General features: G+C 67.9%; 17 protein-coding genes and 2 tRNA genes. 11 read left to right on the plus strand and 8 right to left on the minus strand.

Translation table 11 applies throughout. The annotated features are described in order from the left end of the window. Nucleotides 1–22: 22 nt before the first annotated feature. Nucleotides 23–691 (plus strand): exopolysaccharide biosynthesis protein, encoded by a 669-nt coding sequence (locus AC0L6G_RS05160; protein ID WP_473252946.1) that lies wholly within the window; start codon nucleotides 23–25, stop codon nucleotides 689–691. Nucleotides 692–951: 260 nt separating this feature from the next. On the opposite strand, the gene flaF is transcribed toward AC0L6G_RS05160, so the two are convergent. Then, nucleotides 952–1,314: a flagellar biosynthesis regulator FlaF gene (flaF, locus tag AC0L6G_RS05165; RefSeq protein WP_291539170.1), complete on the minus strand. Its 363-nt coding sequence runs from the start codon at nucleotides 1,312–1,314 to the stop codon at nucleotides 952–954. Then, nucleotides 1,274–1,696: a flagellar biosynthesis repressor FlbT gene (gene flbT / locus AC0L6G_RS05170; protein WP_291539173.1), complete on the minus strand. Its 423-nt coding sequence runs from the start codon at nucleotides 1,694–1,696 to the stop codon at nucleotides 1,274–1,276. The genes flaF and flbT overlap by 41 nt, the downstream gene beginning before the upstream one ends. 145 nt (nucleotides 1,697–1,841) lie before the next feature. On the opposite strand from flbT, the gene AC0L6G_RS05175 reads away from it, so the two are divergent. The 9 genes from AC0L6G_RS05175 to AC0L6G_RS05215 all read left to right on the plus strand — a co-directional run bounded on the left by AC0L6G_RS05175 (nucleotide 1,842) and on the right by AC0L6G_RS05215 (nucleotide 7,015). After that, on the plus strand, nucleotides 1,842–2,285 hold the full coding sequence (locus tag AC0L6G_RS05175; RefSeq protein ID WP_473252947.1) for a hypothetical protein: 444 nt from the start codon (nucleotides 1,842–1,844) through the stop codon (nucleotides 2,283–2,285). A 16-nt stretch (nucleotides 2,286–2,301) separates the two neighbouring features. Further along, nucleotides 2,302–2,496: a hypothetical protein gene (locus tag AC0L6G_RS05180; protein WP_291539179.1), complete on the plus strand. Its 195-nt coding sequence runs from the start codon at nucleotides 2,302–2,304 to the stop codon at nucleotides 2,494–2,496. A gap of 61 nt (nucleotides 2,497–2,557) precedes the next feature. Continuing rightward, nucleotides 2,558–3,418: an AAA family ATPase gene (locus tag AC0L6G_RS05185; RefSeq protein WP_293828143.1), complete on the plus strand. Its 861-nt coding sequence runs from the start codon at nucleotides 2,558–2,560 to the stop codon at nucleotides 3,416–3,418. 71 nt (nucleotides 3,419–3,489) lie between these two features. Next, on the plus strand, nucleotides 3,490–4,293 hold the full coding sequence (locus tag AC0L6G_RS05190) for a methyltransferase type 11 (RefSeq protein WP_293828142.1): 804 nt from the start codon (nucleotides 3,490–3,492) through the stop codon (nucleotides 4,291–4,293). Nucleotides 4,294–4,395: 102 nt separating this feature from the next. After that, a complete protein-coding gene (locus AC0L6G_RS05195) occupies nucleotides 4,396–5,037 on the plus strand; it encodes a YfbR-like 5'-deoxynucleotidase (protein WP_473252948.1) in 642 nt (213 codons plus the stop codon). 4 nt (nucleotides 5,038–5,041) lie between these two features. Further along, nucleotides 5,042–5,974: an NUDIX hydrolase gene (locus AC0L6G_RS05200; RefSeq protein ID WP_293828141.1), complete on the plus strand. Its 933-nt coding sequence runs from the start codon at nucleotides 5,042–5,044 to the stop codon at nucleotides 5,972–5,974. Nucleotides 5,975–6,061: 87 nt separating this feature from the next. Next, a tRNA-Ser gene (locus tag AC0L6G_RS05205) sits at nucleotides 6,062–6,151 on the plus strand. Nucleotides 6,152–6,292: 141 nt separating this feature from the next. Further along, nucleotides 6,293–6,368: transfer RNA gene (locus AC0L6G_RS05210), tRNA-Thr, on the plus strand. A gap of 20 nt (nucleotides 6,369–6,388) precedes the next feature. Beyond that, nucleotides 6,389–7,015, plus strand: coding sequence for a TetR/AcrR family transcriptional regulator (locus tag AC0L6G_RS05215; RefSeq protein WP_291537317.1), 627 nt, complete (start codon nucleotides 6,389–6,391; stop codon nucleotides 7,013–7,015). Here AC0L6G_RS05215 and AC0L6G_RS05220 read toward each other — a convergent pair. The 3 genes from AC0L6G_RS05220 to AC0L6G_RS05230 are packed head-to-tail and all read right to left on the minus strand — an operon-like array spanning nucleotide 7,012 to nucleotide 9,944. Further along, complete coding sequence (locus tag AC0L6G_RS05220) at nucleotides 7,012–7,776, minus strand: prepilin peptidase (protein WP_293826864.1); 765 nt, start codon at nucleotides 7,774–7,776, stop codon at nucleotides 7,012–7,014. The two genes, AC0L6G_RS05215 and AC0L6G_RS05220, sit on opposite strands and share 4 nt — an antisense overlap. A gap of 33 nt (nucleotides 7,777–7,809) precedes the next feature. Further along, entirely contained in the window at nucleotides 7,810–9,678 is a 1,869-nt protein-coding gene (gene feoB, locus AC0L6G_RS05225) for a ferrous iron transporter B (protein WP_293826865.1), read from the minus strand. Further along, nucleotides 9,678–9,944, minus strand: a complete 267-nt coding sequence (locus AC0L6G_RS05230) for a FeoA family protein (RefSeq protein ID WP_293826867.1) — start codon at nucleotides 9,942–9,944, stop codon at nucleotides 9,678–9,680. The genes feoB and AC0L6G_RS05230 overlap by 1 nt, the downstream gene beginning before the upstream one ends. Nucleotides 9,945–10,095: 151 nt before the next feature. Here AC0L6G_RS05230 and AC0L6G_RS05235 point away from each other — a divergent pair, with 151 nt between their 5' ends. Continuing rightward, nucleotides 10,096–10,596, plus strand: a complete 501-nt coding sequence (locus tag AC0L6G_RS05235) for a c-type cytochrome (RefSeq protein ID WP_293826868.1) — start codon at nucleotides 10,096–10,098, stop codon at nucleotides 10,594–10,596. Between the two features lie 7 nt (nucleotides 10,597–10,603). On the opposite strand, the gene AC0L6G_RS05240 is transcribed toward AC0L6G_RS05235, so the two are convergent. The 3 genes from AC0L6G_RS05240 to AC0L6G_RS05250 all read right to left on the minus strand — a co-directional run bounded on the left by AC0L6G_RS05240 (nucleotide 10,604) and on the right by AC0L6G_RS05250 (nucleotide 15,628). Further along, nucleotides 10,604–13,810: an efflux RND transporter permease subunit gene (locus tag AC0L6G_RS05240; RefSeq protein ID WP_293826899.1), complete on the minus strand. Its 3,207-nt coding sequence runs from the start codon at nucleotides 13,808–13,810 to the stop codon at nucleotides 10,604–10,606. Further along, entirely contained in the window at nucleotides 13,810–14,913 is a 1,104-nt protein-coding gene (locus tag AC0L6G_RS05245; RefSeq protein ID WP_293826869.1) for an efflux RND transporter periplasmic adaptor subunit, read from the minus strand. The genes AC0L6G_RS05240 and AC0L6G_RS05245 overlap by 1 nt, the downstream gene beginning before the upstream one ends. 112 nt (nucleotides 14,914–15,025) lie before the next feature. After that, nucleotides 15,026–15,628, minus strand: coding sequence for a hypothetical protein (locus tag AC0L6G_RS05250; protein WP_366098876.1), 603 nt, complete (start codon nucleotides 15,626–15,628; stop codon nucleotides 15,026–15,028). Nucleotides 15,629–15,644: the final 16 nt, after the last annotated feature.

A 15,644-nucleotide genomic window follows, 5' to 3' on the forward strand; every position in this document is an offset into this window, starting at 1 on the left:
GGTTAAGCCGTTGCTCGCCTAGATGGCTCGAACCCCCAGCCGAGCGCCGTTCCTGATGCCCCCGCACGACAATCAGAGCGACCTGAGACGCTTCTCCGACGTCATCGAGGAAATCGGCGAAAGCGCCGATCCCAAGCTGAGGCTGGAAGAACTTGTCGACGCTTTCGGCGAGCGCGGGTTCGGGGCCATGATCCTGATCCTGTCCATGCTGGCGCTGCTGCCCTGGCCGCCGGGCGGCAAGGCGGTGTTCGCCGTACCGATCATCCTGATGTCGCTGGAGCTGGCCTTCCAGCGCGACTCCATCTGGTTGCCGCGCTGGGCCCTGAACGCCTCGATCAGCCGCCCGGCCTATCGCGCAGGCGTGTCGAAGATCATGAAGGTGGTGCGCTATGTCGAAAACCTGACGCGGCCCCGCATTCCGTTTCTGACGGGGGAAGCGGCCGATGTCGTCACCGGCCTGGTCTGCGTTTTGCTGGCCATGGTGATGGCCCTGCCCATCCCGTTCGGCGACGCCTTGCCCGGCATCGCCTTGGTGTTCTTCGCCTTGGGCATGATGCAGCGCGACGGGGTCGCCATCCTGCTGGGCGCGATGTTCACCGGCGCCTGCGGTCTTTATCTGTTTCTGATCTGGCGCACGGTGATGGAGGTCGCGCATCACGCGGCCAACTGGCTGGCCCGCATCGTCCACTGATCGCCCCGGCGCCTATGCAAAAGGGCCGCCGCGCTTCCGCGGCGACCCTTCATTGCCTGACCGCGAACGGCCCGGACGCAACTCAGTCTGAAAGGATCAGACCAGGACCTTCCCGAGGCCCAGGGTCGCGGCCGTCGCTCGCGATGGATGACAATGAGACACTGGATCACCTCCTTTCGACTGTTGAACAGGGAGGTCGAATCTAAGACGCCTCAAGGCTTTGCGCCAATAGGCTTCGCGCATTCGTGAAGTCGGCGGCTTCAGGCCGCCTGCGCGCCGCCCGACAGGCCCTGCATCATCATGCGGTTGATGTCGATCAGGTCCTGGAACGTCTCCTCTCCGCGCATCACCGCCGAGGAGTGGCGATTGACGAACAGACTCAGCGAAATGATCTGGGCCCGCACGGGATTGGACAGCGCATTGGCCGGGTCGCTGCAGTCGCCCGCCAAGGTCGACCACAGCCGGCGGTTCCAATCCAGGGCGTCGATACGGGCGCCGAGTTCGGACGGATCGAGCGTGGAGGCGTGAACCAGAGCGCGCGTGACCTGACCGAACAACCGGTACTCCAGGTCGCGCGGGCTCTCAGCCCTGGCCGTCGCCGCTGTGTAGGCCTGAAGCGACATTCAGCACTCTCTCTTCGTATTCGACAATCTTACGCGCCGACATCAGGGCCTTGTAGTATTCGCGCGCCAGCACGTGACGCGACGCCGCGACACATTCGGCCAGGATCTCCGGGTTCTGGGTCGCGCCCATGAATTCGGTGATCCTCAGCGCCAGTTCGTCGTAGAATTTGGCCGCCCCGCTCTCGTCCAGATACATCATCATGATCGGGAAATAGATGCGGCGCGCCGGCGTGGTGACGTCCTCGGCCTGCATGATGTCCTTTTCCCGCAGGACGCTGGCGCGGTTCTGCAGGATCAGCACGCCGCGCCGGTCGCCGTTCTGGACCACCGCGCCGTTCAGGACGAATTTCTCGCCGGGTTTCAGCGACAGCTTCAGGGCCATTGAGGACCGAACTCCAGACGGCGTCCCGCGGACACGCTTGATGAGGCCCGACCCTACCCGCCATCGGTTAACCATCCCTTGTCCGCCGTCGGGGCTGGAACGCCTATCGGCGCCGCTGCGTTTGCCCCTCACAGAGGAGGCGACCATGCCGGACAACGATTATCAGGACGATCAGGAACAGTCGGAGACCTTCGACGAGACCCATCTGGACGACGAAGGCGAAGGCGACATCCTTCTGGACGAAGCCGATCAGGTTCTGGACGTCACTCAGGCCGAAGGCGACGCCGACGACGAGGATTTCGATCCCGACGCCGAGATCGACCTGGACGACCAGTTGGCGCTGGACGGGATCGAGCGCGAGGCCGACGCCCTGCTGGGCGTGGATGGCGAGACCTGCAGCCAGCTGGACGCCGACGGCGAACCGGCCCCCGCCCCCGACGAGGTGGAACTGGTCTATTCCGGCCTGATGGAGAACGAACGCGGCGCCCAGGCCAGCGCCGCCCATTGGGAAGCCAAACGCCTGTCCGACGACGACATCTCCGACCTGGGCTACGGCCCCGACGGCGATCAGGACAGCCCCGCCCAATAACACCGAGGACAAGATCATGGACCACGAGAAAGCCCGCAGCGACGCCCTTTCGGACGCCCCTCACGCCAAGCGCGTCGAAACCGACGACGCCAAGCCCGATCAACTTGAGAAGATCGACAAGGCGGAAAGCCGCCAGGAAGCCCTGGTCGACGAAGGGCTGGAGGAAACCTTCCCTGCCAGCGACCCGGTCTCGGCCAAGCGCATCACCTGATCGCTGTTCACGTCGATGGCGATACGCTACCCACTCCGTGGAAACACGGAGTGGGTTTTTCATGAGCCGTTTCGAAGGCACCGACCGTTATATCGCCACCGACGATCTGAAGGTGGCCGTCAACGCCGCCGTCGCCTTGGAGCGCCCCCTGCTGATCAAGGGCGAACCGGGCACGGGCAAGACGGTGCTGGCCTATGAGATCGCCAAGGCTTTCGGCGCTCCGCTGATCACCTGGCACGTCAAGTCCACGACCAAGGCGCACAACGGCCTCTATGAATACGACGCCGTCAGCCGCCTGCGCGACAGCCAGCTGGGCGAGGCAAGAGTCCACGACGTCCGCAACTATCTGAAGAAGGGCAAGCTGTGGGAAGCCTTCACCTCCCCGGTCCGCCCTGTCCTGCTGATCGACGAGATCGACAAGGCCGACATCGAATTCCCGAACGACCTTCTTCAGGAACTGGACCGGATGGAGTTCTATGTCCAGGAAACCGACGAGACGATCCGCGCCGAGGTGCGCCCCATCGTCATCATCACCTCCAACAACGAAAAGGAGCTGCCCGACGCCTTCCTGCGCCGCTGCTTCTTCCACTTCATCCGCTTCCCGGACGCCGAGACCCTTTCGGCCATCGTCGATGTCCATTTCCCCGGCATCAAGCCGCGCCTGGTCTCCGAGGCGCTTAAGACCTTCTATGATATCCGCGAAACGGCGGGCCTGAAGAAAAAGCCGTCGACATCCGAACTGCTGGATTGGCTGAAGCTGCTGCTGGTCGAGGACATCGACGCCGAGACCCTGCGCGAGAAGACGCCCAATCGCCTGATCCCGCCCCTGCACGGCGCCCTGCTGAAGAACGAACAGGATGTGCATCTGTTCGAGCGTCTGGCCTTCCTGAACCGCCGCGAAGGCGCGCGTCCCGGCGGTTGAGCCGCCTTACCGCGATTTCACTGGAACGGCCGCGCACGGCGCGCAGAATAGGCGCCAAGAAAGGTTCGACCATGCGTCATGTCCTGATTTGCCTTGCTCTGGCGGCCGGCCTGTCGGGCTGCGACGGGGAGAACTCGGTGCGGATCACCACGACCCAGTCCAGCGACGGCGCGGAGGCGGGCGTGCTGAAGGTGGTCGACACCCTCCAATGCCCGGAGGTCCTGGGCGTCCTGACCCGCAAGGGTCTGGCGGCGGCGGGCGGCGCCAACTGCTTCTATGGCGGGCCGAAGGGATCGGACGTAGTCCTGCATCTGGTCCGCCTGGAAGGCCGGTCCCCCGACGACGTGCTGCGCGATTTCGAGGCTCGCGTCAGCGCCGACCTGCCCCAGACATCTGCTCGCCTGGCCCCCACGCCGACGGCCCAGGCCGCCGCGGCCGCCGCCGTCAACGGCGAGGAGACCGCCTCGGTCCAGGCGCCGGGCGTCAACATCCAGACCCGCGGCGACGACGCCTCGGTCCGCCTGCCCGGCCTGCGGATCGAGACCCAGGGCGACAACGCCAGCGTCCGCATCGGCGGCATCAACATCCAGTCCAAGGACGGCCAGAACACCCGCACCGAAACCTCGACCGTCAGCGTGGACTCCAACGACAAGTCCACGCGCGTCCGCACCCGCGCGCCCGGCGCGGCCACGCGCATGACCTACATCCTGTCCGACGATCAGCCCGCCGACGCCGGCTGGCGCCGGGTCGGGTTCGAGGCGCGCGGCCCCGCCGGCGGCCCCATCGTCGTCGCCGTGGTTCGTTCCAAGGATCGCGGCGACGGCGCGGTGTTCGAGGACGCCCGCGAACTGGTCACGCTGAACGTCGGCCGCTGAATCGGCCCGCGCGGGGATAGTTCGGCCGGATCGGCCGGCGGCGCTTGATCCCGGCGCGTCTTTGCGCCACCTGACCGTCCCGTAAGCGATCAGGACACGCCCTTGGCCGAGCGCCCCCCCAAGAAGAACGCCCCCCGCGCCTGGCAGCGTATGTTGTCGGGCCGTCGCCTGGACCTGTTGGACCCTTCGCCCTTCGACATCGAGATCGAGGACATCGCCCACGGCCTGGCCCGCGTCGCGCGCTGGAACGGCCAGACGATCGGCGAACACGCCTTTTCGGTCGCGCAGCACAGCGTCGTGGTCGAAGAGATCGCCGCCCACATCAGGCCGGGCCTGGATCCGAAATGGCGCCTGGCCGCCCTGCTGCACGACGCCTCGGAATATGTGATCGGCGACATGATCTCGCCGTTCAAGGCCGCCCTGGGCTCGGGCTACAAGGATTTCGAAGCCAAGCTGGAGGCGGCCATCCACCTGCGCTATGGCCTGCCGCCCAAGACGCCGCAGACGATCAAGACCCTGATCAAGAAGGCCGACAAGGCCTGCGCCTTCTTCGAGGCGACGCAGTTGGCCGGCTTCACAGAGAAGGAATCGCTGGGCTTTTTCGGCCGCCCGCCCGCCGGCTACAGCCTGGTGATCGAGCCCCAGCCCGCCCCGGTCGCCCAGGCCCGCTATCTGGAACGCTACCGCGTTCTGGCCGGCGCGGTCGGCCTGATCCCCGCCGACGACGCCTGGCATACGGAATAGCGCCATGAACCCGGGGGCGGAGGACGGCGTTCGCATCGGTCTGTCGGCGGTCGTCATGACGCTGAAGGCCCGCCAGGCCGTCGTCCTGACCACTCCGGCCGAGGATGGGGCGCGCGCCCTGCCCTTCGGCCCCTTCGACCCGCTGCGGGACCGCACGTTCGAACGCGCCTTGCGCGATTTCGTGACCGCCCAGACCGGGTTTCGACTGGGCTTCGTCGAACAGCTCTACACCTTCGGCGACGCGGGCCGCGCCTCGCCGCGCGCCACGCCCGGGCCGGAACGCAGGCGCGAGGTTTCGGTCGGCTATCTGGCCCTGACGCCCGACGCCGCCGAGGGCGAGGTGCATGACGCGCGATGGGACGCGGTGTTCGACTATTTTCCCTGGGAAGACCGTCGCCAGCCCGCCGACCCCGCCCTGGCCGAACATCTGAAGGCCTGGGCCGGATGGGACGAGGCCCGCCTGACCCGCGTCCGAAGCCTCTTCGCCCTGACGGCGGAAAACCGCTGGGACGAGGAGCGGGTGCTGGAACGCTATGAACTGCTCTACGAGGCCCGACTAGCGCCCGAGGCCTGGCGCGACGCCGGCCAACCGGCGCCCCCGGCCCTGCCCGGCCGCCCGATGGCCTCGGACCACCGCCGCATCCTGGCCACCGCGCTGGGCCGGCTGCGCAGCAAGCTGAAGTACCGCCCTGTTCTGTTCGACCTGACGCCCGGCGTCTTCACCCTGTCGCAGCTCCAGGCCGGCGCCGAGGCTGTCTCCGGCCTAAGCCTGCACAAGCAGAACTTCAGGCGCGGGGTCGAGCGCACGGGGTTGGTGGAACCCACCGGCCGGATGTCGTCCACGACCGGCGGCCGACCCGCCGAACTGTTTCGATTCAAGGGCGTGGACGCCCAGACAGGGGCCGCGCCCGGCCTGTCCCTGCCCGCCCAACGATAGCGTCGGATTTCTTTCACAGACCGCTTGCGAACGGCGCCGGCTCCGACTAGAGAAGCCCCTCGCTCGACCAAGCGACATCGGCGCCGCGGAGAGGTGGCAGAGTGGTCGAATGTACCGCACTCGAAATGCGGCGTGCCTGGAAGGGTACCGTGGGTTCGAATCCCACCCTCTCCGCCACCGATTTTGTATAGGTTGATGGACGCCTTCGCCCTTCGGCGGTCATGACGAAAAGAACGCCGCCGGCCTTATGCAAAACCGGATCGGCCGCTTGCGTCTCGGCCCCAGGCTGGACATAACAGCCGGACGCCGCAGGCGTGGGCCGGTTTAGCTCAGTTGGTAGAGCGCCAGTTTTGTAAACTGGATGTCGCGGGTTCGATTCCTGCAACCGGCACCACCTTTCGACCATCCGGGGCAATGGCCGACACGACGAACAAGCTGGGCCACAAGATCGGCGCGCGCGGCGGCAGAACCCGCCAGGCGATCCTCGACGCGACCCGACGCCTGTTGAACGAGCGGCATTACGGCGAAATTCGCGTCGCAGACCTGGCCTCAGCCGCCGGGGTGTCGCCGTCGAATTTCTATACTTATTTCAAGACGGTCGAAGAGCCTGTTCTGGCTCTGTGCGAAGTCGCGGCGGCCGATTTCCAGGGTCTGGCAGCGCATTTTCAGGCCGACTGGCCCGGCGACAAGGCCTTCGTCATCGCCCGCGCCTTCATCCTGGACGTGATGGCGATCTGGCGGAACCACGGGCAGGTGCTGCGGGTCGAACATATGCTGGCCGACAATGGCGACGTCGCCTTCGTCGAAAGCCGCGTGCGCCGCCTGCGACGGCTGCACCTGGCCATCGAACGCCGCGTCGCCCAGGCCCACGCCAGCGGCCTGCACCCCAGGGATTACAACCCCCGCCTGGCCTCGTATCAGATCGCGTCCATCGTCGAATCGACCGCAGCCAGCTTCGACCTGTTGCGCCGCGCCGATACGCCGGAAGCCATACTGGACACCGCCGCCATCATCGTCGTCAAGCTGACGACGGGCCGCTAGAGCCCCAGAGGGCCATAAAGCCAGGTCAGCCAGATCCCGACCGCCAGGACGACGCCGAACGGCAGCTTCTCCGTCGCCCCGACCGACCGGCGCACCACCAACAGCAAGAACACCAGGCTCAGACCGACCGCGCACGCCCACAACAAGACGCTGGGCAGGCCGAGCCATCCCACCCAGGCCCCTGCCCCCGCAAATAGAAACGGGTCGCCGCCGCCCAATCCCTGGCGCTTGCGCACGGCCTGATACAGCCAACCGACCAGCCACAGCCCCCCGAACCCGGCCGCCGCGCCGATCAGATGCGACAGGACGATGTCCCATCCCGTGGCGATGGCGACGACCAGGCCGGTGGCGATCAGCGGCAGGGTCAGTATGTCGGGCAGCCAGAAATTCTCGCCGTCGACAATGGCGATCAGCAGCAACTGCCAGCCCAGGACCGCCGTCGCCGCCATCATGAAGACCGATGCGCCGCTTCCCGACGCCCAGAGCGCCGCCCATACGCCGATCGCGCTCGCCGCCAGTTCGATCAGCGGATAGCGGCGTGAAATCCGCGTCTGGCAGCGGGCGCACCGTCCGCGCGACGCCAACCAGCCGAACACCGGAATACGCTCCCAGGGCCGCCGCCTCTGGCCGCAGCACCGGCGCCGCGAGGGGGCGGCGACGATGGTCTCGTCACGGGGCAGGCGTACGCTGACCTCGGCGACGAAACCGCCGACGATCAGGCCCAGAACGCCCAGAACGACGGCGGCGGTCACAGGGTTCATGGAAGGGTCCAGACGACGACGACCCCTGGGCGTTTAGCCGCCGCCGAGCGCCGCCGCCACATGATAGGTGATCAGCGACGCCAGATAGGCCAGACCGAACATGTAGCCGATCATGATCCAGGTCCATTTCAGCGAGTTCGTCTCGCGCCGCACCACGCCCAGGGTCGCGACGCATTGGGGCGCGAAGATATACCAGGCCAGGAAGGACAGGGCCGTGGCCAGCGACCAGTGCGACGCCAGGGTCGAAGCCAGCAGGCCCGTCGCATTCTCGGCGTCCGCGATGGCGTAGGTGGTGCCCAGCGCCGCCACCGCGACCTCGCGCGCCGCCATGCCGGGGATCAGGGCGATGACCATCTGCCAATTGAAGCCGATGGGCGCGAAGATCGGCTCCAGCGCCCGCCCGATCATGCCGGCGAACGAATAGTCGATGGCCGGCAGGGTGGCGTTTTCAGGCGGATAGGGAAACGTCGCCAGGACCCACAGGATGATCACGGCCGGCAGGATGATCCGCCCCGCCCGGTTCAGAAATATCCTGGCCCGGAGCCACAGGTTGAAACCGACGCTCTTCAGGTCTGGAACCTTGTAGGTCGGCAGCTCCATCATGAACGGCTCGACCGCGCCGCGCCAGAACACCTTGCGGATCACCAGCGACACCAAAAGCGCGCTGACGATGCCGGCGGCGTAGAGGCCGAACATCACCAGCCCCTGCAGATTGGCGAAGCCCCACACCCGTTCGTTGGGAATGAAGGCGGCGATGATCAGCGTATAGACGGGAATGCGCGCCGAGCAGGTCATCAGGGGCGCGACCAGTATGGTGGTCAGGCGGTCGCGCTTGGAATCGATCACCCGCGCCGCCATCACGCCTGGAATGGCGCAGGCGAAGCTGGACAACAGCGGAATGAAGGCGCGGCCGTGCAGCCCCGCCCCGCCCATGATCCGGTCCATCAGAAAGGCCGCGCGGGCCATGTAGCCGAAGTCTTCCAGGGCGATGATGAACAGGAACAGGATCAAAATCTGCGGCAGGAAGACCAGCACGCTGCCGACGCCGGAAATGATCCCGTCCACGATCAGGCTCCGCAACAGACCGTCGGGCAGCAGCGCAGCGACCAGCCCGCCCAGCCAGCCTATGCCGCCTTCGATGCCGTCCATCAGCGGCGCGGCCCAGCTGAAGACCGCCTGGAACATCACGAACAGCAGGGCGAACAGAATCAGCAGACCGCCCACCGGATGCAGCAGGACGGAATCGATCCTGCCCGTCAGGGTGTCGGGTCGTTCGGGCGGACGGACGCAGGCCTTCATGATCCGCTCGGCCTCGCGGGCGGCGGTGCGAAGTTCGGCGGCGTCGGGGCTGCGCCAATGGTTTTCCGACAGGGCGGCGGCGTCGGCCTGAGCCTCGATGGCGGCGATCAGGTCGTCGATGCCCCGCCTGCGCGTAGCGACCGTGGTGACGATCGGCACGCCCAGTTCGCCGCGCAGCCTTTCCAGGTCGATCCGCAGACCCTGGCGCTGGGCGATGTCGTACATGTTCAGCGCCAGCACCATGGGCCGGCCGACGGCCTTCAATTCCAGGATCAGACGCAGCACCAGCCGCAGATTGGTGGCGTCGGCGACGCAGACCACCACCTCCGGCGGCGCCTCGCCCGCCAGACGCCCCAGGACGGCGTCGCGCGTGACCTCCTCGTCGGGGCTGCGCGCGCGCAAGGAATAGGTGCCGGGCAGGTCCAGCACCGACATTGACCGGCCGGACGCACCGCGGATCAGGCCCTCCTTGCGCTCCACCGTGACGCCGGCGTAGTTGGCGACCTTCTGGTGGGCGCCGGTCAGGGCGTTGAACAGGGCGGTCTTGCCGCTGTTCGGATTGCCGACCAAGGCGACGCGGGCGGTCTTCAGGGCCATGTCCATCAGGCGGCGTCCAGGCGGATCGTCAGGCTGGCGGCCTCGTGGCGGCGCAGGGCCACGCGCATGTCGTCCACCTTCATGGCGATGGGATCGCGGCCGAACAGGCCCTCGTGAAGCAGTTCGACCCGGGCGCCCTCGACGAAGCCCAGTTCCAGCAGGCGGCGCTCCAGTTCGACCGCCTCGCCCTGATGATGACAATGGGCGCCCACCTGGACGATGACGCCGTGATCGCCGCGTCGGGCCTGGCTCAGCTTTATGGTGTCGGTCAAAGGCTACGCTCGCACGGGCGAGGCCGTCCCCCGACGGCTCCGCGTTCATTGACAGTGATTATCAGGTGCGCGACCCCCGCGTCCAGCGGGACAGCTTGACCAATTGCCGCGCAGGCGCATTGCGCTATCAGACGCCGAACAGGAGCCGTTCATGTCCCGCCTCGCCTTCGCCGCCCCGCTTGTTCTGGCCCCGGTCCTGGGCCTGTCCGGCTGCGGCCAGGACGCCCCCCCGTCGGCTCCGGCCAAGCCTGTGCGCGTTCTGACGGACGCCGAAAAGGCCAGCCTGCTGGCCGCCCTTCCCGCGCCCTACGACGCCGGCGATCTGGAGAACGGCCGACGCGCCTTCGCCCGCTGCCGCTCGTGCCACACCATAGGCGAGGGCGGCGCCGATACGACCGGGCCGAACCTTTACGGCGTCTTCGGCCGCAAGGCGGGAGAGCGTCCGCGCTACAGCTATTCCAATGCGCTGAGGAACGCCGACTTCGTCTGGGACGCCGAGCGGCTGGACCACTGGCTGCAGAATCCGCGCGGCTTTCTGCCCGGCAACAAGATGACCTTCTCCGGCCTGCCCGACGCCAAGGACCGCCGCGACGTCATCGCCTTCCTGAAGGTGGAGACGGGCTACGCGCCGCAGCCTTCGCCCGCCTCCTGATTTCCGATCAGCCTTCGGGGATCGGCTTCTCGCCGCCGTCGCGCATTTCCTGGGCTTCCCACGCCTCGATCCTGCGGGCGGTCCATTCCGGCGACTTGGTGAAGCGCGCCAGGACGCCATAGATCACCGGCACGACGAACAGGGTCAGCACCGTCGCGAAGATGGCGCCGGTGAAGATCACCACGCCGATCGTCTGGCGGCTGCCCGCCCCCGCCCCCTGCCACAGCACCAGCGGCAAGGCGCCGAAGGCGGTCGCGATCGAGGTCATGATGATGGGCCGAAGGCGCAGCGACGACGATTCTATGATCGCCTCGCGGATGGACCGGCCCTGGTCGCGCAGCTGGTTGGCGAACTCGACGATCAGGATGCCGTTCTTGGCCGCCACCCCGATCAGGATGATCAGGCCGATCTGGCTATAGATGTTCAGGCTGGACCCCGCCATCAACAGGCCGAACAGCCCCCCGGCGGCCGCCAGCGGCACCGTCAGCATGATGACCGCTGGCGTGATCCAGCTTTCGAACTGGGCCGCCAGCACCAGAAAGACCAGCAGCAGGGCCAGGCCGAAGGCCGCAATGACCGCACCGCCCGCCTCCTGCTGGTCGCGCGCCGCCCCGCCCCACTGCACCACCACGCCGCCCTGCGGCTGTTTCGCCGCCTCGGCGCGCAGGAACTGCACGGCGTCGTCGATGGTGGTCCCGGGGTTCAGATCGGCCTGCAGCGAAATGGACCGCTGCCGGTCCAGCCGGCGACGATCCGGCGTGTCGCCGCTGGTCTTGGTCGTGACCACGGCCGACAGCGGCACCAGCTGCCCGCCGCCAGTCGCGACATACAGGGCCTCTAGGTCCGCCACCTCGCGCCGGTTGTCGCGGTCGGTCTGCAGGATGACGTCGTATTCCTGGCCGCCCTTGATGTAGGTCGTGGCGCGGCGGGAGCCGAACATGGTCTCCAGCGTCCGCCCGATGGACTGGGCCGACACGCCCAGCGCCGCCGCCTTCTGCGGATCGACGTCGACCAGCAGACGCGGCGAGTTCGGCTCGTAGTTCAACCGGGGCCGCGAAAATCCAGGATTGGCCTGGGCCGCCGCAAGGACGGGCTGAAGCCAGTTGTAGATCTGCTGGTAGTCCGTGCCCGTGGCGATCAGTTCGATGGAGTTGGAATTGCCGCCGCCCCTCTGGAAGGCGCCGGGCGTAGAGGCGTTGACCTGGGCCCCGGTCTGGTTCCTCAGCTTGCCGTTCAGCTCCTGGGCGATCTCGGCGGCCGTGCGGTCGCGCTCGGACCAGTCCGACAGGGTCAGGACGGCGTTGCCCGAGTTGAAGCTGCCGCCGCCGAAGCCAGGCGCCGAAACCAGATAGCTGTCCGCCTCGCCGCTGGCCTTGTATTCGGCCAGCAGGGGCTCCAGCCCCAGCATGATCTTGCGGGTATAGTCGAAACCGGCCCCTTCCGGCCCGGCGACGCGCACCGTGACCCGGCCGCGGTCCTCGTCCGGCACCAGTTCGTTCGGCAGAAGCATGAAGATGCCCCCCGCCCCCGCCGCGACCAGCAGGATCAGGGCGCCCACGCCGACCACCGCGATCCGGCGGCCCAAAAGCATGTCCAGCGACCGGGCATAGGACGACTTCAGCCGGTCCATGCCCCAGTCCACCTTGCGCGCCACCCAGCCGCCGCCCTGGGCGGGTTTCAGGATCTTGGACGCCAGCATCGGCGACAGGCTCAGCGCCAGGAAGGCCGAGAAGGCCACGGCCGCCGCGATGGCCGCCGCCAGTTCCACGAACAACCGCCCGACATAGCCGGGCAGGAACAGCAGCGGCGCGAACACCGACAGCAGTACGATGGTCGTGGCCACGACGGCGAAGAAGACCTGGCGCGCGCCCCGCTCGGCCGCGACCAGCGGAGGCTCGCCGTGATCCAGGCGGCGCTGGATGTTCTCGACCACCACGATGGCGTCGTCCACGACCAGGCCGATGGCCAGCACCAGGGCCAGCAGGGTCAGCAGGTTCAGCGAAAAGCCCAGCGGCGCCAGGACGATGAAGGTGGCCAGCAGGCAGATCGGCGCGACGATGGACGGAATCAGCGCCGCCCGCAGGCTGCCCAGGAAGATGAAGTTGACCAGGGCCACCAGAGCCATCGAAATGCCGATGGTGATCCACACCTCGTCGATGGCGTGAGAGGTGAAGACCGAATTGTCGGACCCGACCTCGATGGTCACGCCGGGCGGCAGGCTGGGCCGGATCTCGTCGATCATCTGGTGCACGCCGTCGGAAATGGCCAGGTCGTTCGACTGGGCCTGGCGCGTCACGGCCAGGCCGATCTGATCCATGCCGTTGCCGCGGAACAGTCGGCGATTTTCCTCCGGCGCCTCTTCCACCCGCGCGATGTCGCCCAGGCGGGTCACATAGGTGGGCTGCCCCTGGATGATGGCCGCGGAGCCGCTGCCCGTGCCCGTCGCGACCGTGGCGGAGGTCGAGGCCGAGCCGCGCGTGCCGATGGGCAGTTGGCGGAAGTCGTCCGGCCGCGCATAGGTGCGCGCCACCCGAACCGTATAGTCCTTGTCCGTCGATTCCAGCGAACCGGCCGGCAGTTCGACGTTCTGGTTGGTCAGGGCGGTCTCGACGTCGTTGACCGTCAGCCCCCGCGCCGCCATCGCCGCCGAATCCAGCCATATCCGCATCGAATAGCGTTGCTCGCCGAAGATGTTGACCTGGGCGACGCCCGGCACGGTCGCCATCCGGTCGACCAGATAGCGGTCGGCGTAGTCCGTCAGTTGCAGCCGATCCATGCTGGTCGAGCGCAGGAAGACGATGATGATCGGCTGGCTGTCGGAATCGGCCTTGGCCACCTCCGGCGGATCGGCCTGATCCGGCAGGTTGCCCACGACCCGGCTGACCCGGTCGCGCACGTCGTTGGCGGCGTCGTCGATGTTGCGGTCCAGCGCGAACTCGATGTTGACGCTGGATCGGCCGTCGCGGCTGGTCGAGGTGATGCGCTCGACGCCCTGGATGCCGGCGATCTGCTGTTCGACCGGCTCGGTGATCCGGCTCTCGATCACCTCGGCCGAGGCCCCGGCATAGGTCGTGTTGACCGACACCACCGGCGGATCGACGTCCGGCAGCTCGCGCACCGGCAGGAAGAAGAAGGCCGCCGCGCCGATGACGCACAGGACGATGGCGGCGACCGCCGCGAAGACGGGCCGCCGGACCGAGACGTCGGACAGCATCATTGGGCGGCGCCCGACTTGCGCTGCGCGCCCACGACGCTGACGGGCGCGCCGGGCTGGATGCGGTTCAGGCCCGAACCGACGATCCGCTCGCCCGGTTCCACGCCAGACAGGATTTCGACGAAGCCGTTCTCGACCGCGCCGGTCTCGACCTCGACCCGCTGGGCGGTCGAACCGTTCTGGCCGGGCGCGATGCGATAGACGAAGGCGCCGGCGCCTTCGTACTGCACCGCCGATTCCGGCGCCGCCGGCGTCTGGCGCTGGCCCTGCTGGACAACGACGCGCAGCAGCATTCCGGGGCGGATGCGTCCGCCGGGATTGGGGAATTCGGCGCGGGCCGTGGCGGCGCGGGTGGCCTCGTTGACGCGGGTGTCGATCAGGGCGATCCGCCCCTGGAACGGCGCATCGCCATAGGCGTCGGCCGTCGCCGTGATCGGTGCGCCGGGCCGCAACAGGTTCAGATAGCGCTCGGGCAGCGGGAAATCGACGCGGATGGTCGAGGTGTCGTCCAGGGTCGCGATCACCGCGCCGGGGTTGATCAGGGTGCCTGGCGTCACGGTCGTCAGGCCCACGCGGCCCGCGAAGGGCGCGCGGATCACACGGTCGCCCCGCCGCGCCTGCGCCGCCTCGAGCGAGGCGCGCGCCGTCTCCAGCGCCGTCTCGGCCTGTTCCAGCATGACCTGGGGCGCCACGCCCCGGTCGGCCAGGGCCTTGTAGCGATCGTACTCGCGCTGGGCCTGATTGACGTTGGCCCGGGCCTCGATGATGGCGGCGTCCTCTTCGCGCGCCTGCAGTTCGACCAGGGGCGCGCCCGCCGACACCAGCTGGCCGTCGGCGAACAGGACGCGGGTGATCAGCTCCGTGGTGGACGAGGTGACGTTGACCGACCGCTGGCCGCGCGCGACGCCCAACACCCGAATCTGATCCGAGAAGGGCCGCACGGCCACGACCGCCTCGGACACCTGCTGGCCCCCATGCCGCGCGCCGGCGCCCGGCGCCTGGCTCGACTTGTCGTCAGAGGTGATCACCTTGAACACGGCGGCGACGACCATCAACGCCAGCAGGACGGCGGCGGCGACGAGGAAAAAGTGACGTTTGATCACGCAGCGGAACTCTCGAACGGGGGACGCCGCATGCATTACCGGCTAATGCGGCGTGCGCAACGTAATCTAACAGTAACGTGTGCGGCTGCGATTTCCGTCGCGGAAATCCGAGTCAGAAACGACGCCAGATCGCGACGACCGGCCCGTGCGCCAGAGGCGTCTCGCGTCCTGCGACCGTTTGTCTCCATCCCGCCTGCACGCTCCAGGGCCCCAGGTCGCGCACCACCGACGCCTCCAGCGACAGCCAGCGCGCGCCCCCGTCCGCCGCCCCGCCGAAGGCTTGGCCCAGCGCCATCCAGTCGCGGCCGAAGCGGGCGCCGGCCGTCGCGTCGATGCGCGTCTCGTCCGGCAGACCGTCGCGCAGGCGGCGCGCGGCCTGAAGCTCCACGAAGGTCTGATCCATGCCCCAGCGACGGCCCATCGACCGACCGGCCGACAGCCGCGCCTCCCAATCGTGTTCGCCCACGCCCGGCGGCGCATAGTCGGCGTTGCGCCCCTCGCCCGCGCGGGCGTAGCCGCCGTAGAGGCTGACCGCGCTGCGGCCGCCGCGCCAGACCTGCCAGGTCGCGCCGATCTCGACGGGGCCGCGACCTTCGTAATCGACGAAGGCGTCCTCGCCCGCCTGCCAGTCGGCCTTCAACTGCAGCGTCAGCCGCTCCGTAACGCCATATTCCGCGAACAGGCCCAGACGCGCGTCGCGTCGGACGGCGGGCAAGGGCTGTTCGCCGCCG

The sequence above is a fragment of the Brevundimonas sp. D3-1P genome (assembly GCF_055809335.1).